Raw genomic sequence first — 25913 nt, forward strand, 5'->3', positions numbered from 1 at the left:
GGCATGCAGGGGGGGAGAACGAAAAGCCGGATGAGTCTCGCGCGCATCGCGACCTTCGCGTTTGCCGGAATCCAGGCGGTTCCTGTCGAGGTGCAGGTTCAGCTTGCGCCCGGACTTCCCGCCTTCCTCGTGGTCGGGCTGGCCGATAAGGCCGTGGCGGAAAGCCGCGAGCGTGTCCGAGCCGCGCTGATCGGCCTCGGCCTCGCTCTGCCGGCGAGGCGCGTGCTGGTGAATCTGGCGCCGGCCGATCTCGCGAAGGAGGGCAGCCATTACGACCTCCCCATCGCGCTGGCCTTGCTCGCCGCCATGGAGGTCATCCCGCGCGACGAGCTGGCGGGCTTCGCTGCCTTGGGCGAGCTCTCGCTGGATGGTTCCGTTCTTCCGGTCGCCGGTGTTCTGCCCGCGGCCCTCGGCGCTTCGGCTCGCAACCTCGGCCTGATCTGCCCCGAGGCGCAGGGAGGCGAGGCCGCCTGGGCCGGCCGCGGCGAGGTGCTGGCACCGGCCGATCTCCCCATGCTGCTCAACCATTTCCGCGGCGTGCAGGTGATGAGCCCGCCATCGCCCCCACCGCTGCAGCGCGAGGAATGGCGTGGCCCATGCCTGTCCGAGGTAAAGGGGCAGGAGACGGCCAAGCGTGCCCTGGAGATCGCGGCGGCGGGCGGGCACAACCTGTTGCTCATAGGTCCTCCTGGCGCGGGGAAGTCCATGCTCGCCTCGCGCCTGCCGGGCCTGCTGCCCGCGCTGACCCCGCCCGAGGCGCTGGAGCTGTCGATGATCCATTCCGTCGCCGGCCTGCTGCGCGACGGCAGGCTGCTCACCCAGCCGCCCTTCCGCGAGCCGCATCACTCGGCCAGCCAGGCGGCGCTCATCGGCGGCGGCCATCGGGCAAGGCCGGGGGAGATCAGCCTCGCGCATCATGGCGTCCTGTTCCTCGACGAATGGCCGGAATTTCCGCGTCCCGCGCTGGAAGCGCTGCGCCAGCCCATGGAGGCGGGCCGCGTGGTCATCGCGAGGGCCAATGCGCACGTGAACTATCCGGCCCGCTTCCAATGCGTCGCCGCGATGAACCCCTGCCGCTGCGGCTATCTGGGGGAGAGCGCGCGCGAATGCTCGCGGGCGCCGCGCTGCGGCGAGGATTATGCCGACAAGCTCAGCGGCCCGCTGCTCGACCGCATGGACATCACGCTCGAGGTCCAGGCCGTGCCGCCCCGCGAGCTGGCGCGCGCGCCGGCAGGCGAGCCGACTCGCATCGTGGCCGCGCGTGTGCAGGCCGCGCGCGACCGTCAGCGCGCCCGCTATGGAGTGGAGGGGCCACGCCACAATGCGGCGGCCGACGGCGCGCTTCTCGAAGCGACGGCGGGACTCGATGCGGAGGCCCGGGACCTGCTGGAAAAGGCGGCCGAGCGCCTGGGACTGTCGGCGCGCGGCTTTGTGCGCACCATCCGCGTCGCCCGCACCATCGCCGACCTGGAGGGCGCGGCGAAGGTCCGGCGCGCGCATGTGGCCGAGGCCCTCTCCTACCGCGGAAGGCGGGGTCTGCGGCGCGCCGCGTGACGAGCCCGGTTGTTTCGGTCTAAGTCGGCGCCGTGATCCGCGCGCCGCTCCTTGCCCTGCTGCTGCTGCTTCCGATCACCACGCTGGCGCAGCCGGTCGTGGCGGAGCGCCAGATGGTCGTGGCCTCCCATCCCCTTGCGGCCGAGGCCGGCCAGGCCGTGCTTCGCGCGGGAGGGACCGCGGTGGATGCGGCGGTCACCGTGCAGGCCGTCCTCAGCTTGGTCGAGCCGCAGGCATCGGGCATCGGAGGCGGCGCCTTCCTCCTGCACTGGAACCCAGCCGGTCACGAGCTCACCGCCTGGGACGGGCGCGAGACGGCGCCGGCGGCGGCCCGTGGCGACCTGTTCCTGAATGACGGCCGGCCGATGGAGTTCCTCGACGCCATCGTCGGCGGTCGCGCGGTCGGCGTGCCGGGCGTCATGCGCATGCTGGAGGAGGCCCATCGCGCGCATGGCAAGCTGCCCTGGGCCGATCTCTTCGCGCCGGCCATCCGGCTGGCGGAGGAAGGCTTCCCCGTCTCGCCGCGGCTGGCCCAGTCCATCGCCGTCAGCGCCGAGACCCTGCGCAGGGACGCCGCCGCGCGCGCGCTGTTCTTCGATGCCTCGGGCGCGCCCCTTGCCGAAGGGGCGGTGCTGCGAAATCCCGCCTTGGCGGAAACGCTCCGGGCTTTGGCCGAGCAGGGCGCGGATGCCCTGCATCGCGGCCCCATCGCCGCCGATATCGTCAATGCCGTGCGCCGCCACGCCAATCCGGGACTGATGACCGGCGATGATCTGGCGGGCTATGCGCCGCGCCGCAGCACGGCGATCTGCCTGCCTTATCGCCTCTACACCGTTTGCGCGCCGCCGCCGCCTTCGGGCGGCGCGGTGGTGCTTCAGATCCTGGGCCTGCTGGCCCATTTCGGCCCGGATCTGGAGCCGACCGGCGCCGACGCCGCCATGCTGTTGGGCGAGACCGGGCGTCTCGCCTTTGCCGATCGCGGCCGCTACCTCGCGGATCCCGCCTTCTCCCCCGTACCGACGGCCGGCCTGCTGGATCCCGCCTATCTGACCCTGCGGGCGCAGCTGATCTCGCTCGACCGCGCCATCCGCGTCCCGCGCCCGGGCAATCCCCGGCGCGACGGCCCGCCGCTGGCCAGCCAGCCGCCCCAGCCGGAAAGCGGCACCGCGCATCTCGCCATCGTGGACGCCGAGGGGCGCGCCGTCTCCATGACGACGACGGTCGAGAGCATCTTCGGCGCACGCGTCGTGGTGCGCGGCTTCGTGCTCAACAACGAGCTCAGCGACTTCTCCTTCCTGCCCGAGATCGACGGGAGGCCGGTGGCCAATCGCGTCGAGGGCGGGAAGCGCCCGCGTTCCTCCATGTCGCCGCTGATGGCCTTCCGGGGCGCCGAGCTGGAGCTGATCACGGGTTCGGCCGGCGGCGCCCGCATCATCGGCTATGTGGCGCAATCGGTGATGGCCACGCTCGACTGGAACCTCGATCCCCAGGCGGCCGCCGCGCTGCCGCATGCGGGCGCCTATCATGTACTAACCGAGCTGGAGCAGGGCACCGTCGCGGCGAGCCTGCTGAACGCGCTGACGAGCCGGGGCGCGCCCGCGGCCGCGCGGGTCATGAATTCCGGCACCAACATCATTCGCCTGCAGCGCGAGGGCGAGGCCCGGCGTCTCCTTGGCGGCACGGATCCCCGGCGCGAAGGTGCCGCGGTTGGAGACTGACATCACATGAGTCGTCGTCTGGCGCGTTTCCTGACGGGCCTCGTGCTCCGGGCGACCACGCCCATGAAGCCGCGTCGCGCGGCCTCGACCCGCGCCCTGGTGGCCGAGGCGCTGCTGCAGCGCGTGTCCGTCGAGACCCTGGCGGGGCCGGTCCTGGTGGAATGCCCTTCCGCGCGCGCGCTGCACGATCCTCACGGTTTCGGCCAGGACGAGCCGGAGACGGTGGCCTGGATCGCGGGCCTGCCGGCCGGCACGGTGCTCTGGGACATCGGCGCGAATATCGGCCTTTACAGCCTCTTCGCGGCGAAGCGCGGCCTGCGTGTCCTGGCCTTCGAGCCCTCGGCCTCCAGCTTCGCGGCGATGGTCCGCAACATCGAGATCAACGGCTTCGACGACCGCGTCTCGGCCTATTGCCTGGCTTTGGCGCAGAATACCGGCCTGGTCGTGCTGAACATGGCGAACACGGCGGCCGGCCATTCCATGCACAGCATCGAGGCCCGCGAGGGCGGCTTCCGGCAGGCGGTACCGAGCTTCGCGATCGACGATTTCGTCCGGCACATGAATGCGCCCCCGCCCGGGGCCATCAAGCTCGACGTGGACGGCATCGAGCCGGCCATTCTCCTCGGTGCGCATTCCACGCTGCGCGCGCATGTCCGCGAGGTGCTGGTCGAGATCGACGGCGCCAATGCGGCGGCGGGGGGCAACGGGATTCCCGAGATCCTGATCTCCTGCGGCTTCCGCGAGGTGCCACTGGAGGGCGCCACGCGGAATCGCAGGTTCGTGAAGGGCTGACTGCCCGTCGGCCTCAGGGCCGGATGTTCTTGTCCGCCACCAGCCGCGTCCAGGTCGTCAGCTCGCGATCGATCCGCCGGCCCAGCGCGACGCCGTCGCCGCTGAGGGGGGCGGCGCCCTGGGCCGCGAAGCGCTCGCGCACCGCCGGGTCGGCATTCACGCGGGTCACCGCCTCGCGCAGCCGGGTGGCGATGGCCGGATCGAGGCCGCGCGGCGCCAGCAGCCCGTACCAATAGGTCAGGTCGAAGTCGTAGCCTGCCTCGCGCACGGTCTGCACACCCGGGAAGGCCGGGACCGGGCCGCCCGGCGTGCTGACGGCGATGGCGCGCACCTGGCCCGCCTGCATGCCCGACATCATGGTCGCTGGCGCGGCGAGCACGAGCTGGATGCGCCCGGCGATGGTGTCCATGAAGGCGGGTCCGGCGCCGCGATAGGGCACATGCGTCATGCGCATCCCGGCCAGGTCCTGGAACACCTCCATGTAGAGATGCATGGTCGAGCCATTGCCCATGGAGCCGTAGTTCAGCGCGTCCGGCTGCGCGCGGGCCATGGTGACGAGTTCGCGAAGGTTATGTACGGGCAGTGCGGCGGGGACGGTGAAGATGACCGGGTAGTCCACCAGCTCGGCCACGGGCTCCATCGCCCGCCGCATGTCGAAGCCGAGATCCGGCAGCAGAGGCGGCACCGTCACGATGGAATTGTCGGTGATCAGCAGGGTGTAGCCATCCGGCCGCGACTGCACGACCTGGTTCCAGCCGATTGAGCCGCTGCCGCCCGTGCGGTTCTCCACCACTACCGACTGGCCGAGCGCGGCGCCGAGCTGCTGCGCGTAGAGGCGCGCCACGAAATCCGTGGTGCCGCCGGGCGCCCAGGTGATGACGACGCGGATCGCGCGGTCGGGATAGCTCTGGGCGGAGGCAGCCGCGGGAGCGGCCAGCGGCAGCAGCACGGCCAGCCCCGTGAGGAGCCGGCGAAGCGAGGAGATCATCGGAACGTTTCCCGTGGCCGCCAGTGCGGCCTTCTTTGATGGACTTGGCGGGAAAGCTATCCCGCGGCCACGGGGCGGTCCAGGCGCCGGCGCTCAACCCGCGTCGCGCAGCACCCGCCGCCAGACGCGCAGGAAGTTCCCCGACCAGAGCAGCCCGATCTCCCGGGCGCCGTAGCCGCGGCGCTCCAGCTCGGCGGTGATGTTCCGCGTCTCGGCCGCATTCGCCCAGCCGACGACGCTGCCGCCGCCATCGAAATCGGAGGAGATGCCCACATGGTCGAGGCCGATGCGGCGGATCGCATGCTCCACGTGATCCACGAGGTCGGCGACGCTCGCCTGGGTCACGCCATTCGCGCCTGGCGCCTTGAGGAAGGAGGCGACAGCGGTGATCTGCGCCACGCCGCCGCAGGCGCGGATGGCGTCCAGCTGCTCGTCGTCGAGGTTGCGCGGGTGTGGGCAGAGCGCCGCGCAGGCCGTGTGCGTGACGGCGATGGGCGCGCGGGAGAGTTCCGCCGCCTGCATCATCCCGGCCTTGGAGACATGGGAGCAGTCGAGCATCAGCCCCACGCGGTTCATCTCGCGGATGGCCGCGCGGCCCAGGGCGGAGAGGCCGCCATGCTCGGTCTCGCTGTCGCCCAGGTTCTTTCGCGGCCGCGCGCTGTCGGAGAGCGCGTTATGCCCGTCATGCGTCAGGGTGAGGTAGATGGCGCCGAGCCTGCGCCAGAGCGCGATGCGGCCGAGGTCGTGGCCCATCGCATAGCCGTTCTCGACGGCAGAGAGCACGGCCGGGACCCCGTCGGCGAAAGCGGCCTCGACCTCGTCCGGCGTCGTGCAGAAGCGGCTCGCGACGCCATCGGCGCGGGCGCGGATATGGTGCAGCATCGATTCCGCCCGTGCGGCGGCCGCGGCATGGCCGGTATAGTCACGCGCGCCCTGGCCGACATAGGCGATGAAGACGGCGGCGCTCATGCCGCCTGCGAGCATCTTCGGCAGGTCCACGCATTGCTTGGTGTCGGAGAGCCAGTCGGGCGTCTCGGGCCAGCGGATGTCGATATGCGTGTCGATGACGAGGGGGGTGATCTGGTTCACTTCGCTTCTCCGAAGCCCGTGAGAAAGCGCTTCAGGAGCTGTCCCAGGATATCCACGTTGTAGCCGCCTTCCTGGCAGATGGCGGTGGGAAGGCGGAGCCGTCCGATGGCTTCCCCGGCGCGGGCGAAGCCTTCCTCGGTGACCTTCAGCGCGGCCAGCGGCTCGAACTCGCTGGCGTCGAAGCCCAGCGGCACGACCAGCGCGTCGGGGCGGAAATCGCGGATGGCGGCGATGGCGGTGTCGAGGGCGGCGAGCCAGCCTTCGTCGCCGGTGCCGAAGGGTTGGGGCAGGTTGAGATTCGCCGCGCCCTTCTCCTCGGCGAAGCCGACATACCAAGGGTAGTAGCGCGACGGATCGCCGTGCAGGGAGACCGTCAGCACGTCCCCGCGGTCCCAGAAGATGCCCTGGGTGCCGTTGCCGTGATGGCTGTCGATGTCGAGCACGGCGACGCGCGCGGCACCGGCGTCGCGCAGCCGCTGGGCGGCCAGGGCGCTGTTGTTGATGTAGCAATGCCCGCCGGCGCGGCCGGCATAGGCGTGATGGCCGGGCGGGCGGCAGAGCGCATAGGCCGCCCCGCCCTTCGCCGCCACATCCGCCGCGGCCAGCGCGCAGCCCGCCGCGCCGATGGCGGCCTCCCAGGTGCCGGGGCCGATGGGGCAGGCCGTATCGGCCATGTGCCGGCCGGCGCGGGCGATGACATGGGTGGAGGCGCGATCCGACTCGCGCAGCATCTCCGGCGTCGGGTGCATATTGGCCACGACTTCAGCGCCCGCTTCGGGCATCTCCGCCCATTGCGCTGCAGCATGCTCGAGGAAGTCGAGATACTCCGCGTCATGGAGCTTCAGCAGCTCGCTGCGCGTCGCGGGCTTCGTCGTTTCCGGGGCCAGGCCCAGCGCATCCAGCCCCGCCCGTAGCGAGGCCGCGCGTCCGGGAACCTCGAAATTAGATCGCACGGTGCCGCGCGTCAGAAAGAATTTCGGTGCGTGGCGGGCTTCGTCGGGGTGATGGAACGCCTTCATCCGATCAGTGAAGCGCGCCTTGCCGGCCTGGACAACCGCGTCCTGCGCTGGCCATGCTGCCAGGCATGATCCCGCTCGACGCCGGCGCCCGCCGCGCCATTCTCGAAGCCGCCGATTCCCTGCGCGAGGAATCGCTGGATTGGCTGTTCCGCCTCGTCCGCTGCCCTTCGACACTGGGCAACGAAGCTGGGGCGCTGAAGGAGATGGAGCGGCTGTACCGCCATCTCGGCCTCGCGCCGCAGCGCATTCCCACGGTGCCGGAGAAGCTCGAGGGCCATCCCGGCTTCTCGCCGCCGCTCATCGGCTATGAGGGGCGCGACAATGTCGCGGCGCTTCATCGCCCGAAGGTGACGAAGGGACGCAGCCTCGTGCTCCAGGGTCATGTCGACGTCGTGCCCGAGGGTGCGGCCGACATGTGGGAATCGCCACCTTATGAGCCGACGATCCGCGGCGGCCGCGTCTATGGCCGCGGCGCGGGGGACATGAAGGCGGGCGTGGTCAGCTACTGCATGGCCTTCGCCGCCCTGAAGCGGGCGGGGCTGCAGCCCGCGGCCGAGGTTCAGCTCCAGGCCGTCATCGAGGAGGAGTGCACGGGCAACGGCGCGCTGGCCACGATGCTAGCCATGCCCAAGGCCGACGCCGCCATCATCCCCGAGCCCGGCCCGGGCGTCGACGCCTACTACTCCGCCGAGGTCGGCGTGGTCTGGGCCTGGGTGACGGTGAGCGGCCGGCCCGCGCATGTGCGCGACATGCAGTCGGGCATCAACGCGATCGAGGCGGCGAACGTCATCGCCGGCGCCTTCAAGGATTACGAGGCCGAGCGCAACCGCGCCGAGAACATCCACGCGGCCTTCCATGGCGTGAACCATCCGGTGAACGTCAATTTCGGCACGATCCAGGGCGGCGAATGGAACAGCTCGGTCGCGACCCGCTGCCGCATCGGCATGCGCGTCGGCGTCATGCTCGGCTATTCCGCCCGCCAGGTGCGCGAGGATATCGAGCGGCTGGTTGCGAAGGCCGCCACGGACGAGCGGCTGCGCGGCGCGCAGGTGAAGCTGGAATTCAAGGGCTTCATGGCCGAGGCCTGCGAGCTTTCCGTGGAGACCGACATCGGCCGGCTTTCGCGCCGCAGCTATTCGGAGGCGACGGGCACGGAGCTGCGCGGCTTCCCCATCCTCGGACTCACCGATGCGCGGCACTTCGTGCTGCACGGCGATATTCCCTGCATGGTTTTCGGTCCGGATGCGCAGGAGATCCATGGCATCGACGAGAGCGTCGGCATCGAGAGCATGCATGGCATCACGCGCAGCCTCGCGCTGACCATGGCGCAATGGTGTGGAGTGGAAAGCGCATGAGCCGGACGAACCTTCCCCTTTCGGGCGCGCGCCTCTGGGACAGCCTGATGGAGATGGCCAAGGTGGGCGGGACGGAGAAGGGTGGCAGCAATCGCCAGACCCTGACCGACGTGGACGCCGAGGGCCGTGCGCTGCTCCGCCGCTGGGGCGAGGCCGTAGGCCTGACCCTCACCGTCGATCGCCTGGGCAACATGGTCTTCCGGCGCGAGGGTCGGAATCCGTCGCTGCCGCCGGTGGCCATCGGCAGCCACCTCGACACGCAGCCCACGGGCGGGAAGTTCGACGGCGTGCTGGGCGTGCTGGCGGGTCTCGAGATCATGCGGGCCCTGCATGAGGCCGGCGCGGAGACCGAGGCGCCGCTGCTGCTCATCAACTGGACCAATGAGGAAGGCGCGCGCTTTTCGCCGCCCATGATGGGCAGTGGGGGCGCCATGGGCGTCTTCACCGAGGCGGAGATCCTGGCCAAGACCTCCTTCGACGGCGCGGTCTTCGGCGAGGAGCTGAAGCGCATCGGCTGGCAGGGCACGGCCGATCCGACGGAGCTGCAGAAGGTCGGCCACTATCTCGAGCTGCATATCGAGCAGGGCAAGCTGCTCGAGGATGGCGGCGAGGAGGTCGGCATCGTCACCCATGCGCTGGCCCAGAGCTGGTTCGAAGTGGTGGTGGAAGGCGAGGAGGCGCATGGTGGCTCGCCCATGGCCGGCCGTCGCGACGCGTTGATGGCCGCCGCTCCGCTGATCACCGCCGTGGAGGAGATCGCGCGCTCCACCGTCTCGGCGACGGGCGAGCCCGGGCGCGGCACGGTGGGCGTGGTGGATATCTACCCCTCCAGCCGCAACGTCGCGCCGAGCCGTGCCTACTTCACGGTCGACCTGCGCCATGGCGATCCGGATTGCCTCGCGCGCATGGAAAGCGCGCTGAAGGCGCGTGCGGCGGATCTCGCCGCCTCGCGGGGCGTGAAGATCGCCGTCACGGATTTCTGGCACTCGCCGCTCACGCCCTTCGATCCGGCGCTGATCCAGCGCGCGCGGGACGGCGCCACTGCCCGCGGCTTCAAGTGGCGCGACATCCCGACGGGCATCGGGCACGACGCCGTCTACATGGCGCGCAAGGTGCCGACGGTGATGGTCTTCTGCCCCTGCCATGGCGGCCTCAGCCATAACGAGGCGGAGAGCATCACGCCCGAATGGGCCACGGCCGGCATGCAGGTGCTCGCCGACGCCGCCATCGCGACAGCCCGGCTCGTCTCGCCCTAGCTTCCGTTTCATCACCATTGCCGATTTCAAGGACTGACAAGATGCGCATTGCTGTTGGTGGCTTCCTGCACGAGAGCCACTCCTTCGCTCCCGTCGCGACCATGTGGCCCAACTTCCTGCAGCCGGGCGGCCTGCCGCCGCTCCAGCGTCCGGCGGTGATGATCGAAGGCCTGCGCGGCACCTCGGTCTGCGCCGCGGGTGCGATCACCGAGGCGACGGGGAAGGGCGCGACGATCATCCCCCTCGGCTGGACCTTCGCGCAGCCCGCCGGGCCCGTCACGCGCGACGCCTTCGAGCGCATCAGCGCGATGATCGTCCATTCGCTGTCGGAAGCGCTGATGGAAGGCCCGCTCGACGGCATCTTCCTCGACCTCCACGGCGCCATGGTCAGCGAGGATTTTCCCGATGCGGAGGGCGAGGTGCTGCGCCGCGTCCGCGCCGCTGCGGGCCGCGATGTTCCCATCGCCATCACGCTCGACCCGCACGCGAACATGACGCGGCAGATGGCGGAGCTCTCCGACGTCATCGTGCCCTACCGCACCTATCCGCATGTCGACATGCTGGCCGTGGGCCGGCGTTCGATGAGCCTGCTGCTGGCCCGCATCGCCAGCGGCAAGCCCTGGGCGATGGAGTTCCGTGAGCTCGACTTCCTCATCCCCATCACCAGCCAGTGCACCATGGTCGAGCCCATGGCCGGCGTGATGACGAAGCGGGCGGAGCTCGAGCAGGACATCGTCGAGCTCGCCTATTGCTTCGGCTTTCCCTATGCGGATTTCCCCGGCTGCGGCCAGGCCATCGCCGCCTATGCCGAGACGAAGGAAGCCGCCTCCGCGGCGGCCGATGCGCTGGCGAAGCACATCGCGGGGCTGGAGAGCGCCTTCATCGGCGGCGTGCAGGAAGCGCCCGAGGCCGTGGCCGAGGCGATCCGCGTGGCCGCCAATGCCGGCAAGCCGGTGGTGATCTCCGACACGCAGGACAATCCCGGCGGTGGCGGCCATGGCGACACCACGGGCCTGCTCGCCGAACTGATCCGCCAGGACGCGCAGGGCGCGGTCATCGCGCCGATGAACGACGCCGAAGCGGCGGCCGCCTGCCATGCGGCGGGCGAGGGCGCCACGGTGAGCTTCGCGCTCGGCGGCAAGAGCAACGGCGCGCCGCTGCAGGTCACCGGTGTCGTGGAGCGGCTGGCCGACGGCAAGTTCACGCTCTCCGGCCCGATGGGGAAGGGCAATCCGGCCGATCTCGGCCTCTCCGCGCTGCTGCGCATCGGGGGCGTGCGGGTCGTCATCGTCAGCCGGAAGATGCAGGCGCACGACCAGGAGATGTTCCGGCACATCGGCGTCGAGCCCTCCGAGCAGAAGATCGTCGCCGTGAAGTCCAGCGTGCATTTCCGCGCGCATTTCCAGCCGATCGCGGAGACCGTGATCGTGGCGGCCGCGCCCGGCCCGGTGGTGGCCGACCCCGCGACGCTGCCCTTCACCGCCCTGCGCGAGGACATGCGCCTTCGACCTGGCGACAACCGCCGCTTCGGCGCCGGCCGGGCGAAATAGGCGGACCGACCCACCCGAAGCCGCCGGCTTCCGGCGGCTCATCCTGAAGGAGCACGCCATGCCCGTCCTCGACGCTCTCATCGCCCTGAAGCCCGAGATGACGGCCTGGCGCCGCGACTTCCATGCCCATCCGGAGATCGGCTTCGAGGAGGTCCGCACCAGCGGCATCGTCGCCGAGAAGCTGGAGGCCTGGGGCCTGGAGGTACATCGCGGCATCGGGCGGACGGGCGTCGTGGGTGTGCTGCGCGGGCGGCACCCCGGCAATCGCAGCATCGGGCTGCGGGCCGACATGGACGCGCTCCCGATGCCGGAGCTCAACGACTTCGCCCATCGCAGCACCAACCCTGGCAAGATGCATGCCTGCGGGCATGACGGCCACACGGCCATGCTGCTGGGGGCCGCCCGGCATCTCGCCGCCACGCGGGACTTCGCGGGCACCGTCCATTTCATCTTTCAGCCCGCCGAGGAGGGCCTGACCGGCGCGCTGGCCATGGTAGAGGACGGCCTGTTCCACCGCTTTCCCTGCGACGCGGTCTACGGGATCCATAACCTGCCGCAGCTGCCACTCGGCGTGGTGGCGATCCGTCCTGGCACGGTGCTGGCGGCGGTGGACTACTTCGCGATCAAGCTGAGGGGGCGCAGCAGCCACGCCGCCGAACCGCATCGCGGTCTCGATCCGCTGCCGGGTGCGACGCAGCTCTACAGCGCGCTGCAATCCCTCGTCAGCCGCCGGATGAGCCCGCACAGCACGGCCGTGCTGAGCATCGGCCAGTTCCACGCCGGCACCTCGGACATCGTGATCCCCGAGGAGGTGGAGATGCGGGGAACCATCCGGACCCTCACGCCGGAGAACCGGAAGCAGATGGACGAGCTCTTCCACCAGATGGTCGCCGGCACCGCCGCGGCCCATGGGCTGGAGCTGGAGCTCGACTATCGCCGTTCCTACCCGCCCACGATCAACACGCCGGAGCAGTCGGATCTCGCCCGCGACGCGGCGGAGACCGTGGTCGGCGCCGAGGGCATCAAGGACGATTTTCCCTCGCTCACGGCCGGCGAGGACTTCTCCTACATGCTGCAATCCTCGCCGGGCGGCGCCTTCCTCCTGCTCGGGCAGGCGGGGGAGGAGGGCAGCCACGCGATCCCCCTCCATAACGGCCGCTACGACTTCAACGACGAGCTTCTGCCGATCGGCGCGAGCACCTTCGCCGCCATCGTCGGCAAGGAGCTGGCGGCGCGGTAACGAAGTTCCGGTCGTTCGCGATAGCTTTCGATGAAGTCAGAGGCATAGATTGGGCTTTTCGCAGGGCCGGATGTCCCGGCCTGAAGCAGGGCGATCGCATGCATCCTGTCGAGCTTTTTGAACTCGTGATCGCGATGTGCCTCGCGATCATCATTCTCCACTTCGCCGCCCGCCGCCTCTTCCTACCGCCGGCCGTCGCCCTGCTGGCGGGGGGGACTGCCTTGGCCTTCCTGCCCGGCCTGCCGGCGATTTCGCTCAATCCCGAACTGGTGCTGGTGATCTTCCTGCCGCCGCTGCTGATGGACGGCGCCTGGTTCACGGCCCTCGGCCACTTCCGGCGACATCTCGTCGGCATCCTGTCGCTGGCCATCGGCGCTGTGGTCTTCACGACGATCGTTGTCGCCGTCGTCGCGCATCTGCTGCTGCCCTCGCTGCCCTGGGCCGCCTGCGCCGCGCTCGGGGCCATCGTCTCGCCGCCCGACGCCGTTTCGGCCCGGGCGGTGCTGCAGCGCGTGCGCCTGCCGCGGCGGGTGATGACCTTGCTGGAAGGGGAAAGCCTGCTCAACGACGCGACGGGCCTGGTGCTCTTCCGCTTCGCCGTCGCCGCGACGGTGACAGGCGCCTTCAGCGCCAGCGACGCGCTGATGAGCTTCGGGGTGCTGGCGGTCGGCGGCGTGGTCGTCGGCCTCGCGATCGGCGGGCTCTGGGTCCTGCTGGCCCGTCGCCTCGGCGACGATGACCTGGTGATCGCGATCTCCATGCTCGTCTGCTGGAGCGCCTATCTGGCGGGTGAGAAGCTGCATGTCTCCGGCGTCATCGCGACGGTGACGGCAGGGCTGGTGACCGGATGGTACCAGCACGTCGTCCTCTCCGCCCGGACGCGGATGCGGGGGACGTCGTTCTGGTCCGTGATGGTCTTCTTCTTCGAGGCCGCGGTCTTCATCCTGATCGGCTTCTCGCTGCGCGGCGTGCTGGACCGCGTGGGCGGGCTGGAGGTCGTGATCGAGCAGATGGCCTGGCCCGTCACGGTCATCGTGGTGGCGATGACGTTGGCGCGGTTCGCCTGGGTCTTCGCCTCGGATCTCGTCATCGCGGCGGCGCACCGGCTCAGGCTGACCCGCAAGCCGCCCCTCGGCCCCCGGGCCTCGACGGTGATCAGCTGGGCGGGGATGCGGGGCGTGGTGACGCTCGCGGTCGCCCTGACCTTGCCGGAAGCAATGCCGGGGCGCGACTTCATGCTGGTCACGGCCTTCGCCGTCATCCTCGGCACGGTGCTCATCCAGGGCATGACGCTGGGCTTCGTCATCCGCCTGACGGGCGTCGGCCGGGTCCAGGAAGTCGGTCCCAAGCTGACCCTGTCGCAGGCCGAGGCCGCCATCGGCCAGGTCCAGCTCCAGGTCGTCGAGAGGCTGGCCTATGACGAGGAGGGGAAGCTGATCCACCCGCAGCTGCTCAATACCTATCAGCGCCGGGCCGCGATCCGGGCCAATTATCCCGGCCGTGAAGAGGAGCTAGCGCCCAATCTGAAGGCGCATTTCGACGTGGTGCTGGCCGCCATCGCGGCGGGGCGGGCGGAACTCGTCCGCCTGCACCGCGCCTTCGAGATCGACGAGGAGACGCTGCATGACCTGGAGCGCGACCTCGACCTCGAGGAGCTCAGCGCGCTCTCGGCCTCCTCCTAGGGAAGGGCGATCAGTCCGCGGATTCCAGTTCGCGGCCCCGGATGAAGTCGCTCGCCTTCTCCGCGATCATCAGCGTCGTCGCATAGGTATTGGCGCTGGTCATCGAGGGCATGATCGAGGCATCCACCACGCGCAGCCCCTGCAGGCCGCGCACGCGCAGGCGGTCGTCCACCACGGCCATCGGGTCGGTGTCGGGCCCCATCCGGGCGGTGCCGATCAGGTGATAGGTCGTGCTGCCGTTCCTGAAGGCGAAATCGAGCAGCTCGTCCTCGCTTTGAACATCCTTGCCGGGCAGCGTTTCGCTGTCGACGAAGGGCGCCAGCTCCGGCGTGGAGAGCATGCGGCGCAGCAACCGCATGCCGCCGATATGCACGCGGCGGTCCATCTCGTCCGAGAGGTAGTTGGGCTGGATCTCGGGATCGTCGAAGACATCCGCGCTACGCGCCCGCACCCAGCCCTTGCTTTCGGGCCGGTGCTGCCAGGCGCCGGCGGTCATGCCGGGATAGTCGTCCAGCACATAGACCATGCCCTCCTTGTAGGAGCCGGGCGTGAAGACGCATTGCAGGTCCGGCTGGTCGAGCCCCTCGAAGCTCTTCCAGAAGACATGCACATGCGAGGGCGCGGTGGCGAGGATGCTGTCCCGCCCCGTGCCCCAGCGCAGGATCTGGTTGCCCAGCTTCAGGCCGCGCGACAGCTCGTTCAGCGTCTCGACGCCCGGCTTGGCGCGCATGACGAAGCGGCTGGCATAGTGGTCGCGGAAATTCTCGCCCACGCCGGCAAGCTCGTGCTTCACCTCGACGCCGAGCTTCTGCAGCAGCCAGGCCGGGCCGATTCCCGAGACCTGCATCAGCCGCGCCGTATTGGCCGTGCCGCTGGAGAGAATGACCTCGCGCCGCGCCCGCACCTCGGTGGCCGTGCCGCCGCGCTGGCTGATGTAGCGCACGCCGGCCGCGCGCTTGCCGTCGAGGATGATGGCGCTCGCCCGGGCATTGGTACGCAGCGAGAGGTTGGGCCGGTTGAGCGCACCATGCAGGAAGGCGCGGTAGGAGCTGACGCGCTTGCCGTTCTGGATCGCGCGCTGGAAATAGCCGACGCCGGCCTGGTCGCCGCTGTTGTAGTCGGGGTTCCGGGGAATCCCCATGCCCACGCAGCCCGCGATGAAGGCTTCCGACAGGGGGTGGATCCAGTCCATGTCCGTGACAGGGATGCCCTGGGTGCGGCCGCGCTTGGCGTCGTCGCCGAAGCCGATGCGCCGCTCGGTCCGGCGGTAGTAGGGCAGGCTGTCCGCATAGCCCCAGCTGCGATTGCCCAGCTGCGCCCAGTGGTCGAGGTCGCCGGGCTGGCCGCGATTGTAGATCATCCCGTTCACGGAGGAGCTGCCGCCGAGCGTGCGGCCCTGCACCGTGTCGATTCGCCGGCCGCCCGTACGCTCGGTCGGCTCGGTGCTGAACTGCCAGGTGACGCCCGGGTCCTTCAGCGTCTTGATGAAGCCGGCGGGGATATGGATGAAGGGGTTGCGGTCCTTCGGGCCGGCCTCCAGCACGCAGACCGAGACGGCCGGGTCCTCGCTGAGGCGAGCCGCCAGAAGCGAGCCGGCGGCGCCGCAGCCCACGATCACGTAGTCGAACTCGTCCATCGTGCGTCCCCTGTTTTGGAAGCAGGGTAGCGTCGATCAGAAGGGCGACAAGATGTCCAGCAGCTGTTGGCCCAGCCGGGGCTGCTGAATGTCCGACAGCGTCCCCCGGCCGCCATAGGCGATCCGCGCCTCGGCCAGCCGGTCATGCCGCACGGTGTTGTCGCTGCCGATGTCCTGTGTGCGAACGATGCCCTGGACCGAGAGCTCGCGGAGCTCGTTGTTCACCCGCACCTCCTGCCGCCCCGCGACGACCATGTTGCCGTTGGGCAGGGACTGGGTGACCGTCGCGGCCAGGCGCAGCATGATCTGCTCGTTGCGCCGCACCGTCCCGTTGCCGTCGCTGGAGCCGACGCCGCTGGTGTTGATGAGGTTGGCAGGATCTGCCCCGCTGGGGAGCAGCCGGCGCGGCCGGGTCTCCAGCCCGAAGAGGTTGGGAACGCCCATGGATTCGGAGCCGTTGCGGCTGCGCTGCGTGCGGTTCTGGAGCTGGGCGGTGTCCTGGATCTCGACGAGGATGGTGATGAGATCGCCCACCTGGGCCGCCCGCTGGTCCCGCAGGAAGGTGCTGCTGCCGGGGCGCCAGAGGGAATTCGCCATGGGCGGCGCCTCGCGCGGCTGCGGCATGGGCATGGTGACGGGGCGCCAGCGCGGATCCTCCGTCGGATTGGTGACGGGCGACATGTCCGGCGCGCGGCCGATGCGCGACAGGCGCTCGGCCTGGCCGCAGCCTGCCAGGGCCAGGAGGGCGCAAAGAAGGGGAAGCGCCCTCATCGCGCGGCCAGCGGAATGCTGCCCATCGCCACCCTGACGCGCCCCGGCCCCACCGCCACGCCCTCGACGATCCGCCGGCTCGTCAGGTTCATCACGGGCACCGTGCCGCCCCGGGCGGCCGCCTCCAGCGCGCGGCCCTGCGCGGTGAGGGAGATGCCCGGCGCCTCCAGCAGCAGGGTCACCGGCGCGTTCTTCTGCACGATCGAAGGCGGGCCGAGGTCGATGAGCGCATAGGCCTGCTCGACGGCCATGGGGCGGCGGAGCTCCTGGCCGATCACCTGCGCCAGCATCTGGGCCTGGCCGGGCCGGACCCGCTCGCTGCGCATCCGGGCGAGCCGCGCATCGTCGCGCCCCACGACGTCGCCCAGCGCCATCCGCCGCGTCGTCACCACCACCGGCACGGTCGGGACGGCGCGCCCGGCGATGCGCAGGCGCTGAACCCCTGTGCCATCCGCCAGGACAACCAGCGTTGCCTGGAAGCGCAGCTGCGGCTGCTCCACGGTCACGCCCTCCACCGCCAGCTGGAACCAGGAGGCGGCGGGGATCATGGGCGGGACGAGGCCCGGCAGCTCGACCTCCATCTCGGCATCGACGCCGTGTCGGGCAAGCTCCTCGCGCAGGACCGCCTCGATATCCTGCCGCGGGACCTGCCGGCCGGGACGCTCCACGACGATCCGGTCCGCGGCGGTGATCGGGCGCCAGGCGAGGCCATGGCGCCGCGCGATATTCAGCAGGTGCTGCGCCTCCAGCACCATGCGCCGGCCGGGCAGGGGGGCAGCGGCGATGGCCGTCTCCGGCGCGGGATCGAAGAGGTCCGAGAGGCGAAGGACGTCGCTTTCGAGCAACGCGTGCGGGCGAAGCAGCACCGGCTCGGCGGCCCGCACCGTCGCGGGGAGGCAGAGCAGCGCGAGGAAGGACCGGCGGCGCATCAGCGGAGCCTCGTCAGCGTCTCGAGCATCGAATCCGAGGCCGTGATGACGCGGCTGTTCATCTCGTAGGCGCGCTGCGCGGTGATGAGGGAGGTGATCTCCTGCACCGTGTTCACGTTGCTGGTCTCGATGAAGCCCTGCGAAACCGCCCCGTGCCCCGGCTGGCCGGGTGCCGCCTGCTGCGCCTGGCCGGAGCCGGGTGTGGCAAGGAAGAGGTTGTCGCCGATCGCTTCCAGCCCGCCCTCATTGGCGAAGATGGCGGTCTGCAGCTGCCCGACATTCTGCGGCGTGATCTGGCCGTCCAGGCTCGCCAGCACCTCGCCGCTCGCATTGATGGTGACGTCGCGGGCCGCGGCCGGGATGGTGATGCCGGGCTGCACCACATGCCCTTCGGCCGTCACGATCACGCCCTCCGGGCTCAGGGCGAAGGTGCCGTCGCGCGTATAGGCGATGTCACCCGAGGGCATCAGGATCTGGAAATAGCCGTTGCCGCGGATCGCGAGGTCGAAGCGGTTCTCGGTCTGCTGCAGGCTGCCCTGCTCTACGACGCGGTAGATGGCGGCGGCGCGCACGCCGAGGCCGATCTGCGCGCCGGAGGGCAGCACGCTGCCCGTGTCGCTGCTCTGCGAGCCGACGCGGCGCAGGTTCTGGTAGATGAGGTCCTGGAATTCGGCGCGGCGGCGCTTGTAGCCCGTCGTGCTCATATTCGCGAGGTTGTTGGAGATCACCTCCACATTGGTCTGCTGCGCGAGCATTCCCGTGGCGGCGATATGGAGGGATCGCATGGGCGGCTCCTAGTTCCGGCGCCGGAGCAGGCGATCGATGGCGCTCTGCTGGCGGTCGCCTTCACGCTCGAGGAACTGGTTGGCCAGCTGGAACTCGCGCAGCTCGGCCATCATGCGCGTCATCTCCAGCACGGAGCGCACGTTGCTGCCTTCCATCGCGCCCTGCACGATACTGGGGCGCGGCATGTCCTGCGGCGGCTCGCCCGCGGCATCGAAGTTGCGGTCGCCTTCGGCACGGAGCGCCTGCTCATTGCCGAAGCGGACGACGCGTAGACGGCCCAGGATGCCGTTCTCGCTGCGGATCGTGCCGTCGCCCTGGATCTCGACGCGCGTGTCGTTCGGCGCGAGCGCGACGGGCTGCGAGTTCGTGTTCAGCACCGCATGGCCGGCCTGGTCCACGAGCCGGCCGTCCTGCCCCAGCGCAAAGCGCCCGGCGCGGGTGTAGCGCTCGCCGCGCGGCGTATCGATCACGAAGTATCCCTCGCCGGAGAGCGCCAGGTCGAAGGGATTGCCGGTGGTGGTGATCGGCCCGGTGGCGATGTCCCGCCAGCTCGCGCGATCCCAGGCGTAGCCCACCTCGCTGGCGCTGCGCGGCCCCGCCACGCGCCCTTGCCGGGTGACCACCTCGGCGAAAACCGGACGGCTGGCGCGGAAGCCCGGCGTGTCCGCATTTGCGAGATTGTGGGCGGTCAGCTCGCCCGCCCGCATCTGGGCCGTGAGGCGCGAAAGGATGATGTAGCTCGGGCTGTCCATGGTCCGCTCCGTGAGGGGGCTGACGTCACGGAGGCAAAGCCCGTGCCATGGATGGAGGGGTTTTCCGGCATGATTTGCCGGATCCGCCGGGGCAAGGGCTGCCCAGCCTCGGCAATCTTGGGACGGCATTTCGCGCGTAAGGCTTCGTTAATCGTCCGCCGCCAGATTGCCCCTCGGGGCCGTTGAGGCCGGAAGGATGGGGCGGCGTGTCGACGAAGAACCTCGTTGTGGCAGAAGGCGCCTCTTCGCGCACCGCGAAGAAGAAGCTGATTCTGCTGGCGCTGCCTCTGCTCCTGGCCGGCATCGGCGGCGGTCTCTGGTTCGGAGGTTTTCTGCCCGGTGCGACTGGTCGTCAGGAGGCCAAGCAGGCCGGTGGCGGCTCCGCGGACCTCGCAGCCACGTCGCGGCAGCCGGTTTTCGTGCCGATGCCCGACATCACCGCCAACCTCAACGCGCCCGGCCGGCGCGCCTTCATCCGTGTCCGCAGCCAGGTGGAGGTGGCGGGGGCACAGGACGCCGCCACGCTTCGCGCCGCCATGCCCCGCCTCGTCGACCTCTTCACGACCTATCTGCGCGAGATCCGGCCGGAGGAGCTGCGCGGCAGCGCCGGCACGCATAGGCTGCGGGAGGAGCTCATCGCGCGCGCCAATGTCGCTGCCTCGCCAGCGCGTGTCACGGACGTCCTCTTCACGGAGATCCTCGTGCAATGAGCAGCGAGGAGGAGGACGATCTCGCCGCCGCCTGGGGCGCAGCCCTTGAGGACGGGAAGGCGGAGCCGGAGGCGAAGGTGTCGGCCGATGCCGCGCGCGTCCTCAACCAGGCGGAAATCGACAGCCTGCTGGGCTTCGAGGGCGACGGGGAAGGGGGCAACGCCGCCCGGACCGGCATCGAGCGGATGATCCACTCCGGCCTCATCTCCTACGAGCGGCTGCCGATGCTGGAGATCATCTTCGATCGGCTGGTGCGCATCCTCTCCACCTCGCTGCGCAATTTCACCTCCGACAATGTCGAGGTGTCCATCGACAGCATCGCGAGCCAGCGCTTCGGCGACTACCTGAACAGCGTGCCGCTTCCGGCGATGCTGGCGGTCTTCAAGGTCGAGGAATGGGACAATTTCGGCCTGATCGTCGTGGATTCCCCGATGATCTACTCGGTCGTGGACGTGCTGCTCGGCGGCCGCCGCGGAACGGCGGCGATGCGGATCGAGGGAAGGCCCTACACCACCATCGAGCGCACGCTCGTCGAGCGCCTGATCGGCGTCCTGCTGAAGGACCTGGGCGATGCCTTCGCGCCCATCACCGAGGTGGAATTCCTGTTCGAGCGGCTGGAGGTGAACCCGCGCTTCGCGGCGATTTCTCGCCTCTCCAATGCCTGCGTCCTGACTCGGCTGCGTGTCGACATGGAGGATCGGGGCGGGCGGCTGGAGCTCCTGCTGCCCTATGCGACGCTGGAACCGGTGCGCGAGCTGCTGCTGCAGCAGTTCATGGGCGAGAAGTTCGGCCGCGACAGCATCTGGGAAACCCACCTCGCGGAGCAGCTCCGGCATACCGAGGTCTCGCTGGACGTGGTGCTGGACCAGCAGATCATGCCGCTTTCGAGCGTGATCGCGTTGCAGCCCGGCGACCGCATCATGCTCAACACCTCGCCGGGATCGCCGGTGCGGCTGCATTGCGGCCCCGTGCCCATCTTCCAGGGCGAGTTCGGCCGACGGGAGAACCGCCCGGCCGTCCGCATCTCCGAGACGCTGCGCAACATGGCGGATCTGGTGGCATGACCGTCGCCGAATGGGCCGTGCAGGTCGCCGTCATCGCGCTGCTGGGCGCCACGCTGCCCATGGCCTGGCGGCTGGACCGGATGTTGCGCGCTCTGCGCGCCGATCGCGCCGCGCTGGATGCGGGCGCCCGGGAGCTCGCCGAGGCCTCGCGCCTCGCCGAAGCGGCCCTCATCCGGCTGCGCGCCACGGCCGAACTGGCGGGGCGACAGGTGTCGGAATGCGTGGCGGGGGCGGAGGCCGTCCGGGACGATCTCCGCTACCTCGCCGAACGGTCCGAGACCCTGGCCGACCGCCTGGAAGGTGCGGTTCAGGCGGCGCGACCGATGGCGGGTGCCGTCGCGTCGTCTTCCGCAACGGTCCGCAGCGAGGCGGAGCGTGACCTCCTTCGGGCGTTGAAGCTGCCATGATGCCGCAGCCGCGCCTCCTGCCGCTTGCCCTGATGGCGATGCTGGCGCTGATGGCGATCAAGCTCGACGGGATCCGGCGGGATGGAATGCCGTCCGTCGAGCTTCTGAGCTCGGCCCAGGCGAACTCGCCGCCGGCACCTGCCGCTGCGGTTCCGACGGCCTCGCCGGCGCCGGCGCGCCCGGCGGCCGACTCGAGCACGGTGCTGTCACCGGATGTCACGGCGGAGCGCACGCTACTCGAATCACTGCGAGCCCGTCGCGCGGAGATCGAGGCACGGGAAGCGGCGCTCGCCCAACGAGAAATGCTGATCGCGGCCCTCGAGCGCCGGCTGACGGGCCGAATGGAGGAGCTCTCGGCCCTGCAACGGCAGCTCGAGACCGAGGCCCGCGCGCGCGATGAGCGCACCGAGCAGGGCTGGCGCCAGATGGTGCGGCTCTATGAGGGCATGCGGGCGCGCGAGGCCGCGAGCATCTTCGACGAACTCGACATGCCGGTGCTGATCCAGGTGGTCGGGCGCATGCGGGAGGCGAAGGCGGCCCCGGTTCTTGCGGCCATGCGCCCGGAACGCGCGCGCCTCGTCACGACCGAGCTCGCCCGCCATCGCTCACGCCCCAATGACTGAAGCCTCCGGAGAGCCCACCGCGAAAGGGATCGCAATATGCCGATGGACAGGACGATGAATGTTCTCATCGTCGACGACTACAAGACGATGCTGCGCATCATCCGCAATCTTCTGAAGCAGCTCGACTTCAATAATGTCGAGGAAGCGACCGACGGGGCCGAGGCCCTGGCCAAGCTTCGCGCGGGCCATTTCGGACTCGTCATCAGCGATTGGAACATGGAGCCGATGACGGGCCTCGACCTGCTGAAGGAGGTCCGGGCCGATGCGCGATTGAAGCACCTGCCCTTCATCATGATCACCGCGGAGAGCAAGACGGAGAACGTCGTGGCCGCCAAGCAGGCAGGCGTCTCCAACTACATCGTCAAGCCCTTCAACGCGGAGACGCTGCGCGAGAAGATCGAAAAGGTGCTCGTCCATGCCTGACAGCCAGATCGCGCGGGATGGACCGGATGCCATCGAGCTCGCGGTGCGGCAGGTGCTCGAAAGCCTGGCCGGCGCCATGACCACGACCGAAGCGGCGTTGCTCGCCGAACTGGATGCGCTGGGCCGCGAGGTGCAGCGAGCCAAGACGGAGATCGCGGCGCTGCGCGTCGACGACATCAATGCAAGCCACATCCCTAGCGCCACCGACGAGCTGGACGCGGTGGTCGAGCATACGGCGACCGCGACCAACGAGATTCTCGATGTCTGCGAAGGGCTGGAGGCGATGCAGGCGCGCCTGCCGTCAGAGGAGGGGGAGAAGCTGGCGGCGGCCGTCACCCGCATCTACGAGGCCTGCGGTTTCCAGGACATCACCGGTCAGCGCATCAGCAAGGTCGTCAGCGCGCTCAAGGCCATCGAGGCGAGGATCGCGGCGGTGTCCGCGCGCTTCTCTATCGGTACCGAGGCGCCTCCTTTGCCGGATAACGTGTCTCCGATGACGGAGGGGCGGGCCCTGGCCAATGGCCCGCAACTTCCTGCCACGGCCAGCAGCCAGCAGGAGATCGACAAGCTCCTGGCGAGCTTCGACTGATGCGCCGCGTCCTGCTCTGCCTTCTTCTCGGTCTGCTTGCAGGGACGGCGGCGGCGCAAGAGCGCGTCGGCGTCCGGACCGGCGATCATCCGGGCTTCGGACGCATCGTCTTCGACTGGGCAGCGCCGCCCCGTTACCAGGTGCAAGTACAAGACGATCGTGTGCTGTTGCGGTTCCGGACGATCGAGCCTGTCGATCTCTCCGGCGCTCATCGCCTGCCACGCAACCTGCTGGCCGTCAGCCGCGGGGATGGCGTGATCGAGCTCCAGATGGCGCCTGGCGCCCGTCTCCGGCATTTTCGCAACGGTCCAAAGGTGGCCCTCGACTTCCTGGATCCGCCTTATCCACAGAGCGAGCGAAGGGCCGCCGCGCCGGCTCGTGTCGCGCCTCCGGTCATGGCCGGCGTTCCCGCACCTCCCGCCGTGCCTGAGTTGTCGCCACCAGCCCCGGCCGTGGTCGAAGAGCAGGCAATTCCGAATGCGCCGCCCAGTCCGCAACCCGAGCCTGCGGAGGCCATTTCGACGAAGCCGGCCGAGGGGCCATCGCCGCATCAAAGCCCTGTTGAGGAGGCTGCGGTTGCCGCCCCACCGCAGTCCTTTCCGGTACTGCCAGTTCAGGACCACGTTCCGCCCACTTCCACCCGGGTGAGTCTGGCCGATCCGGCGCCCATCAGGGCGCGCCTCCAGCGGGAGGAGGGGCAGCAGCCTATCCTCCGGATCCCGGCTGGCGCCGGTGTGGGAGCGGCAGCGCTGCGCCGGGGGGATCACGCGCTGGTCATCCTCGATGCCGATCGCCCGGTCGATTTGGGGCAGGCCCTCCGGTCTTCGGCTTTTCCCGAGATCAGGATGCAGCGGCTAGCCGGTGGCACGCTGATCACCTGGAAGTTGCCGGCGGATGAACGGCTGCTGCTTCGGAGGGAGGGGCAGGACTGGTCTGTGCAGCAGGTGATGGGGAGTCAGGTCACGACGCCCACTCCGGAAGCTCTGGATCTTACGAGTGAGGGAGAGCGTTTCATCCTGCGGACGGAACAGCCTTCGCGCGTTGTCGCCCTCAGCGATCCGCTGACGGGACTTCCGCTCCTGATCGGCACGGTGATCGAGGCCGCACCCCAGCTGGTTGCGAGCCGGAGCCTGGCGGAGTTCGATCTCGTCGCGACCTTCCTGGGCGCCGCCGTGGTCGCGCGCGCGGATCGGGTTTCCTTGCGCGCGGGGGCCGGTCGCTTCCTGATTTCCGTCGAAGGCGGCGCCGTTGCCGCGGCAGGATCACTCTCGGGGGAGACGGCTTCCCGCCCGGGCATGACCCGCAGCTTCGACCTGCCGTCGCTGCCGGCTTTGGCCCTGCAGGAGCGCCTCCGGGTCGAGCAGGCGAGCATCGGCGAGGCAGCGCCGCTGTTGCGCACCGAACCCCGCCTGGCGGCCGCTCAGACGCTTTTGGCGCTGGGCCTCCCGCAAGAGGCGCAGGCCATGCTGCGGGTGGCAGCGCAGGAAAGCCCGCAGGCGGCGCAGGAGGGCCGGCTGGCCTTCCTGGCGGGGATGGGCGCCCTGATCGGCGGCCGTCCGGGCGAGGCGGGTGGACTTGATGCGGAACTGCCGAGATCGGACGAGGTGCTTCTCTGGCGTGCGCTGCGTGCCGCGCTTCGGGGCGAGCCGGTCGATGCCGCGCCAGGCCTCGCGGCGACGATGCCGCTCCTGCTGTCCTACCCGGAAGGCCTGCGGCGACGAGTCCTGCCGATCGCCGTGGAAGCCCTGGCGGAGGGCGGCCGGCCGGCGGAGGCCCGGCGCCTCCTCGATCAGGCCGGAGAGGATCCTTCGCTGGTGCTCGCCCAGGGCCTGCTCGAGGAAGCGCAGGGGAATGCCCCGGAGGCTCTGGAGGCCTATGACCGCGCAATCGGGGGGCGGGATCGTCTGGCCCGCGCGCGCGCCCTTCGCCGCGCGACCGAGCTCCGCCTGGGAACTGGGCGTCTCGACGCGGCAGCCGCGGCCCAGCAGTTGGAACAGACGCTCTTCGCCTGGCGCGGCGATGCTCAGGAAATCAGCCTTCGGGAGCGTCTGGCGGAGCTGCGGGGGCAGGCGGGCGATCCGCGCGCGGCGCTCGCACTGCTGCGGGAGACCGAAGCGCTCTTCCCGGAGCGTGCCGCAGCTCTGCGTGGCCGCCTCCAGCAGGCCTTCCTGCAGGCCCTCGAGATGGAGCCCCCATTAGGGGCCGTGGGCCTCTATGATGCCTATCCGGACCTTCTTCCCACCGGCGCCGAGGGCGTGGCGGTCCTGGCCCTTCTGTCGGAACGGCTTACCGCGCTGGATCTTCCGAACCGTGCGGCGGAAGTGCTGCGTCGCGCGGTGGAGCGCCTGCCCGCGGGCGAAAGCCGAGCCACGCTCGGTGCGCTGCTCGCCGAGCGCCATCTCGGCGAAGGCGAAGCCGACCGCGCGCTGGAGGCCCTGGCGCTCAGCTCGGCGCCGCGGCTTCCTTCCGCCCTGACGGATCGCCGCACCTTGCTGGCGGCTCAGGCCGAGGCGCGCCGCGGCAACCGTCAGCTCGCCCTGGAAGCGGTAAGGGCGCTCGGCCCGGCCGGCGACGAACAGCTGGCGGAGCTTCTGGCAGAGGGGCGCGATTTTCCCGGTGCCGCCATGGCCCTGTCCCGCCACCTGGCCAATATCGGTGCGAGATCGGAATGGTCTGAGCCCCTGCAATACATCGCCCTTCGCAATGCGGTGTATCTCGCCATGGCGGGAGACGAGGCGGGGCTCGCCGCGCATCGGTCCTTCTGCGCCGGGCGTGTCACGCGGCCCGACCTGTCCGCGGCCTTCGAGGCGCTGACGGTCGATCCAGTTCGGGGCCTGGCCGATCTTCCGCGCCTCAGCCGCGAACTGAATCTCTTCCGGCGATTCCCCCAAAGTCTGGAGCCATTGCGGACCGCGCAACGCACGGCAGGATGAGTCTTGCGTGGGGTGGGGGGGAGGTCCGCGATTTTTTCGGGCTGGTG

General features: G+C 70.0%; 23 protein-coding genes. 15 read left to right on the forward strand and 8 right to left on the reverse strand.

Translation table 11 applies throughout. From position 1 onward, the window contains the following. Positions 1 to 30: 30 nt before the first annotated feature. Genes KHU32_RS16755 through KHU32_RS16765 form a run of 3 tightly spaced genes read left to right on the forward strand, consistent with a single transcriptional unit; the run spans position 31 to position 4064 of the window. Positions 31 to 1554 carry a YifB family Mg chelatase-like AAA ATPase gene (locus KHU32_RS16755; RefSeq protein ID WP_213671296.1) on the forward strand — a complete coding sequence of 508 codons (1524 nt, stop codon included), beginning with the start codon at positions 31 to 33 and terminating at the stop codon, positions 1552 to 1554. 32 nt (positions 1555 to 1586) lie between these two features. Continuing rightward, positions 1587 to 3272: a gamma-glutamyltransferase gene (gene ggt, locus KHU32_RS16760; RefSeq protein ID WP_347265567.1), complete on the forward strand. Its 1686-nt coding sequence runs from the start codon at positions 1587 to 1589 to the stop codon at positions 3270 to 3272. A 6-nt stretch (positions 3273 to 3278) separates the two neighbouring features. Then, positions 3279 to 4064: an FkbM family methyltransferase gene (locus KHU32_RS16765; protein WP_213671297.1), complete on the forward strand. Its 786-nt coding sequence runs from the start codon at positions 3279 to 3281 to the stop codon at positions 4062 to 4064. A gap of 13 nt (positions 4065 to 4077) precedes the next feature. Here the strand turns inward: KHU32_RS16765 and KHU32_RS16770 are convergent, their stop codons facing one another. The 3 genes from KHU32_RS16770 to KHU32_RS16780 form a co-directional block, all read right to left on the reverse strand. Beyond that, on the reverse strand, positions 4078 to 5052 hold the full coding sequence (locus KHU32_RS16770) for a Bug family tripartite tricarboxylate transporter substrate binding protein (protein WP_213671298.1): 975 nt from the start codon (positions 5050 to 5052) through the stop codon (positions 4078 to 4080). A 93-nt stretch (positions 5053 to 5145) separates the two neighbouring features. Further along, positions 5146 to 6141: a dipeptidase gene (locus KHU32_RS16775; protein WP_213671299.1), complete on the reverse strand. Its 996-nt coding sequence runs from the start codon at positions 6139 to 6141 to the stop codon at positions 5146 to 5148. Beyond that, on the reverse strand, positions 6138 to 7094 hold the full coding sequence (locus tag KHU32_RS16780) for a histone deacetylase family protein (protein ID WP_347265568.1): 957 nt from the start codon (positions 7092 to 7094) through the stop codon (positions 6138 to 6140). Before KHU32_RS16780 ends, KHU32_RS16775 begins: the two co-directional genes overlap by 4 nt. A 131-nt stretch (positions 7095 to 7225) precedes the next feature. Here KHU32_RS16780 and KHU32_RS16785 point away from each other — a divergent pair, with 131 nt between their 5' ends. From KHU32_RS16785 to KHU32_RS16805, 5 genes are all read left to right on the forward strand, one after another. Further along, positions 7226 to 8515, forward strand: a complete 1290-nt coding sequence (locus KHU32_RS16785) for an ArgE/DapE family deacylase (RefSeq protein ID WP_213671301.1) — start codon at positions 7226 to 7228, stop codon at positions 8513 to 8515. Continuing rightward, positions 8512 to 9771, forward strand: coding sequence for a Zn-dependent hydrolase (locus KHU32_RS16790; protein WP_213671302.1), 1260 nt, complete (start codon positions 8512 to 8514; stop codon positions 9769 to 9771). Before KHU32_RS16785 ends, KHU32_RS16790 begins: the two co-directional genes overlap by 4 nt. A 41-nt stretch (positions 9772 to 9812) precedes the next feature. Then, positions 9813 to 11321 carry a M81 family metallopeptidase gene (locus tag KHU32_RS16795; RefSeq protein WP_213671303.1) on the forward strand — a complete coding sequence of 503 codons (1509 nt, stop codon included), beginning with the start codon at positions 9813 to 9815 and terminating at the stop codon, positions 11319 to 11321. A 58-nt stretch (positions 11322 to 11379) separates the two neighbouring features. Continuing rightward, positions 11380 to 12561 (forward strand): M20 aminoacylase family protein, encoded by a 1182-nt coding sequence (locus KHU32_RS16800; RefSeq protein WP_213671304.1) that lies wholly within the window; start codon positions 11380 to 11382, stop codon positions 12559 to 12561. Between the two features lie 98 nt (positions 12562 to 12659). Continuing rightward, positions 12660 to 14243, forward strand: a complete 1584-nt coding sequence (locus tag KHU32_RS16805) for a Na+/H+ antiporter (protein WP_213671305.1) — start codon at positions 12660 to 12662, stop codon at positions 14241 to 14243. Positions 14244 to 14253: 10 nt separating this feature from the next. Here KHU32_RS16805 and KHU32_RS16810 read toward each other — a convergent pair whose 3' ends face one another. The 5 genes from KHU32_RS16810 to flgF are packed head-to-tail and all read right to left on the reverse strand — an operon-like array spanning position 14254 to position 19117. Continuing rightward, positions 14254 to 15879: a GMC family oxidoreductase gene (locus KHU32_RS16810; protein WP_213671306.1), complete on the reverse strand. Its 1626-nt coding sequence runs from the start codon at positions 15877 to 15879 to the stop codon at positions 14254 to 14256. A gap of 36 nt (positions 15880 to 15915) precedes the next feature. Next, positions 15916 to 16650: a flagellar basal body L-ring protein FlgH gene (flgH, locus tag KHU32_RS16815; protein ID WP_213671307.1), complete on the reverse strand. Its 735-nt coding sequence runs from the start codon at positions 16648 to 16650 to the stop codon at positions 15916 to 15918. After that, the gene (gene flgA / locus KHU32_RS16820; protein ID WP_213671308.1) at positions 16647 to 17579 is read right to left on the reverse strand and encodes a flagellar basal body P-ring formation chaperone FlgA; all 933 of its coding nucleotides are present in this window, start codon (positions 17577 to 17579) and stop codon (positions 16647 to 16649) included. The genes flgH and flgA overlap by 4 nt, the downstream gene beginning before the upstream one ends. Next, a complete protein-coding gene (gene flgG, locus KHU32_RS16825; protein WP_213671309.1) occupies positions 17579 to 18364 on the reverse strand; it encodes a flagellar basal-body rod protein FlgG in 786 nt (261 codons plus the stop codon). The genes flgA and flgG overlap by 1 nt, the downstream gene beginning before the upstream one ends. A gap of 9 nt (positions 18365 to 18373) precedes the next feature. Further along, positions 18374 to 19117, reverse strand: a complete 744-nt coding sequence (flgF, locus tag KHU32_RS16830; RefSeq protein ID WP_213671310.1) for a flagellar basal-body rod protein FlgF — start codon at positions 19115 to 19117, stop codon at positions 18374 to 18376. Positions 19118 to 19323: 206 nt separating this feature from the next. On the opposite strand from flgF, the gene KHU32_RS23485 reads away from it, so the two are divergent. The 7 genes from KHU32_RS23485 to KHU32_RS16865 are packed head-to-tail and all read left to right on the forward strand — an operon-like array spanning position 19324 to position 25866. Next, on the forward strand, positions 19324 to 19827 hold the full coding sequence (locus tag KHU32_RS23485) for a flagellar basal body-associated FliL family protein (RefSeq protein WP_213671311.1): 504 nt from the start codon (positions 19324 to 19326) through the stop codon (positions 19825 to 19827). Beyond that, a complete protein-coding gene (fliM, locus tag KHU32_RS16840) occupies positions 19824 to 20891 on the forward strand; it encodes a flagellar motor switch protein FliM (RefSeq protein ID WP_213671312.1) in 1068 nt (355 codons plus the stop codon). Before KHU32_RS23485 ends, fliM begins: the two co-directional genes overlap by 4 nt. Continuing rightward, a complete protein-coding gene (locus KHU32_RS16845; RefSeq protein WP_213671313.1) occupies positions 20888 to 21298 on the forward strand; it encodes a DUF6468 domain-containing protein in 411 nt (136 codons plus the stop codon). The genes fliM and KHU32_RS16845 overlap by 4 nt, the downstream gene beginning before the upstream one ends. Then, positions 21295 to 21921 carry a MotE family protein gene (locus KHU32_RS16850; protein ID WP_213671314.1) on the forward strand — a complete coding sequence of 209 codons (627 nt, stop codon included), beginning with the start codon at positions 21295 to 21297 and terminating at the stop codon, positions 21919 to 21921. Before KHU32_RS16845 ends, KHU32_RS16850 begins: the two co-directional genes overlap by 4 nt. 54 nt (positions 21922 to 21975) lie before the next feature. After that, complete coding sequence (locus KHU32_RS16855) at positions 21976 to 22344, forward strand: chemotaxis response regulator CheY (RefSeq protein ID WP_456315949.1); 369 nt, start codon at positions 21976 to 21978, stop codon at positions 22342 to 22344. After that, a complete protein-coding gene (locus tag KHU32_RS16860; protein ID WP_213671316.1) occupies positions 22337 to 22933 on the forward strand; it encodes a protein phosphatase CheZ in 597 nt (198 codons plus the stop codon). The genes KHU32_RS16855 and KHU32_RS16860 overlap by 8 nt, the downstream gene beginning before the upstream one ends. Then, on the forward strand, positions 22933 to 25866 hold the full coding sequence (locus tag KHU32_RS16865) for a tetratricopeptide repeat protein (RefSeq protein ID WP_213671317.1): 2934 nt from the start codon (positions 22933 to 22935) through the stop codon (positions 25864 to 25866). Before KHU32_RS16860 ends, KHU32_RS16865 begins: the two co-directional genes overlap by 1 nt. Positions 25867 to 25913 lie beyond the last annotated feature (47 nt).

It is taken from the genome of Roseococcus pinisoli (genome assembly GCF_018413645.1).
Lineage (GTDB): Bacteria > Pseudomonadota > Alphaproteobacteria > Acetobacterales > Acetobacteraceae > Roseococcus > Roseococcus pinisoli.

Coding starts and splice junctions, on each gene's coding strand:
- KHU32_RS16755 (WP_213671296.1), top strand. CDS start 31: ATGAGTCTCGCGCGCATCGCGACCTTCGCGTTTGCCGGAATCCAGGCG.
- KHU32_RS16865 (WP_213671317.1), top strand. CDS start 22,933: ATGCGCCGCGTCCTGCTCTGCCTTCTTCTCGGTCTGCTTGCAGGGACG.
- KHU32_RS16770 (WP_213671298.1), bottom strand. CDS start 5,052: ATGATCTCCTCGCTTCGCCGGCTCCTCACGGGGCTGGCCGTGCTGCTG.
- KHU32_RS16795 (WP_213671303.1), top strand. CDS start 9,813: ATGCGCATTGCTGTTGGTGGCTTCCTGCACGAGAGCCACTCCTTCGCT.
- KHU32_RS16810 (WP_213671306.1), bottom strand. CDS start 15,879: ATGGACGAGTTCGACTACGTGATCGTGGGCTGCGGCGCCGCCGGCTCG.
- KHU32_RS16800 (WP_213671304.1), top strand. CDS start 11,380: ATGCCCGTCCTCGACGCTCTCATCGCCCTGAAGCCCGAGATGACGGCC.
- fliM (WP_213671312.1), top strand. CDS start 19,824: ATGAGCAGCGAGGAGGAGGACGATCTCGCCGCCGCCTGGGGCGCAGCC.
- flgF (WP_213671310.1), bottom strand. CDS start 19,117: ATGGACAGCCCGAGCTACATCATCCTTTCGCGCCTCACGGCCCAGATG.
- KHU32_RS16850 (WP_213671314.1), top strand. CDS start 21,295: ATGATGCCGCAGCCGCGCCTCCTGCCGCTTGCCCTGATGGCGATGCTG.
- KHU32_RS16805 (WP_213671305.1), top strand. CDS start 12,660: ATGCATCCTGTCGAGCTTTTTGAACTCGTGATCGCGATGTGCCTCGCG.
- flgG (WP_213671309.1), bottom strand. CDS start 18,364: ATGCGATCCCTCCATATCGCCGCCACGGGAATGCTCGCGCAGCAGACC.
- KHU32_RS16855 (WP_456315949.1), top strand. CDS start 21,976: ATGAATGTTCTCATCGTCGACGACTACAAGACGATGCTGCGCATCATC.
- flgA (WP_213671308.1), bottom strand. CDS start 17,579: ATGCGCCGCCGGTCCTTCCTCGCGCTGCTCTGCCTCCCCGCGACGGTG.
- KHU32_RS16845 (WP_213671313.1), top strand. CDS start 20,888: ATGACCGTCGCCGAATGGGCCGTGCAGGTCGCCGTCATCGCGCTGCTG.
- KHU32_RS16790 (WP_213671302.1), top strand. CDS start 8,512: ATGAGCCGGACGAACCTTCCCCTTTCGGGCGCGCGCCTCTGGGACAGC.
- KHU32_RS16765 (WP_213671297.1), top strand. CDS start 3,279: ATGAGTCGTCGTCTGGCGCGTTTCCTGACGGGCCTCGTGCTCCGGGCG.
- KHU32_RS16785 (WP_213671301.1), top strand. CDS start 7,226: ATGATCCCGCTCGACGCCGGCGCCCGCCGCGCCATTCTCGAAGCCGCC.
- KHU32_RS16860 (WP_213671316.1), top strand. CDS start 22,337: ATGCCTGACAGCCAGATCGCGCGGGATGGACCGGATGCCATCGAGCTC.
- flgH (WP_213671307.1), bottom strand. CDS start 16,650: ATGAGGGCGCTTCCCCTTCTTTGCGCCCTCCTGGCCCTGGCAGGCTGC.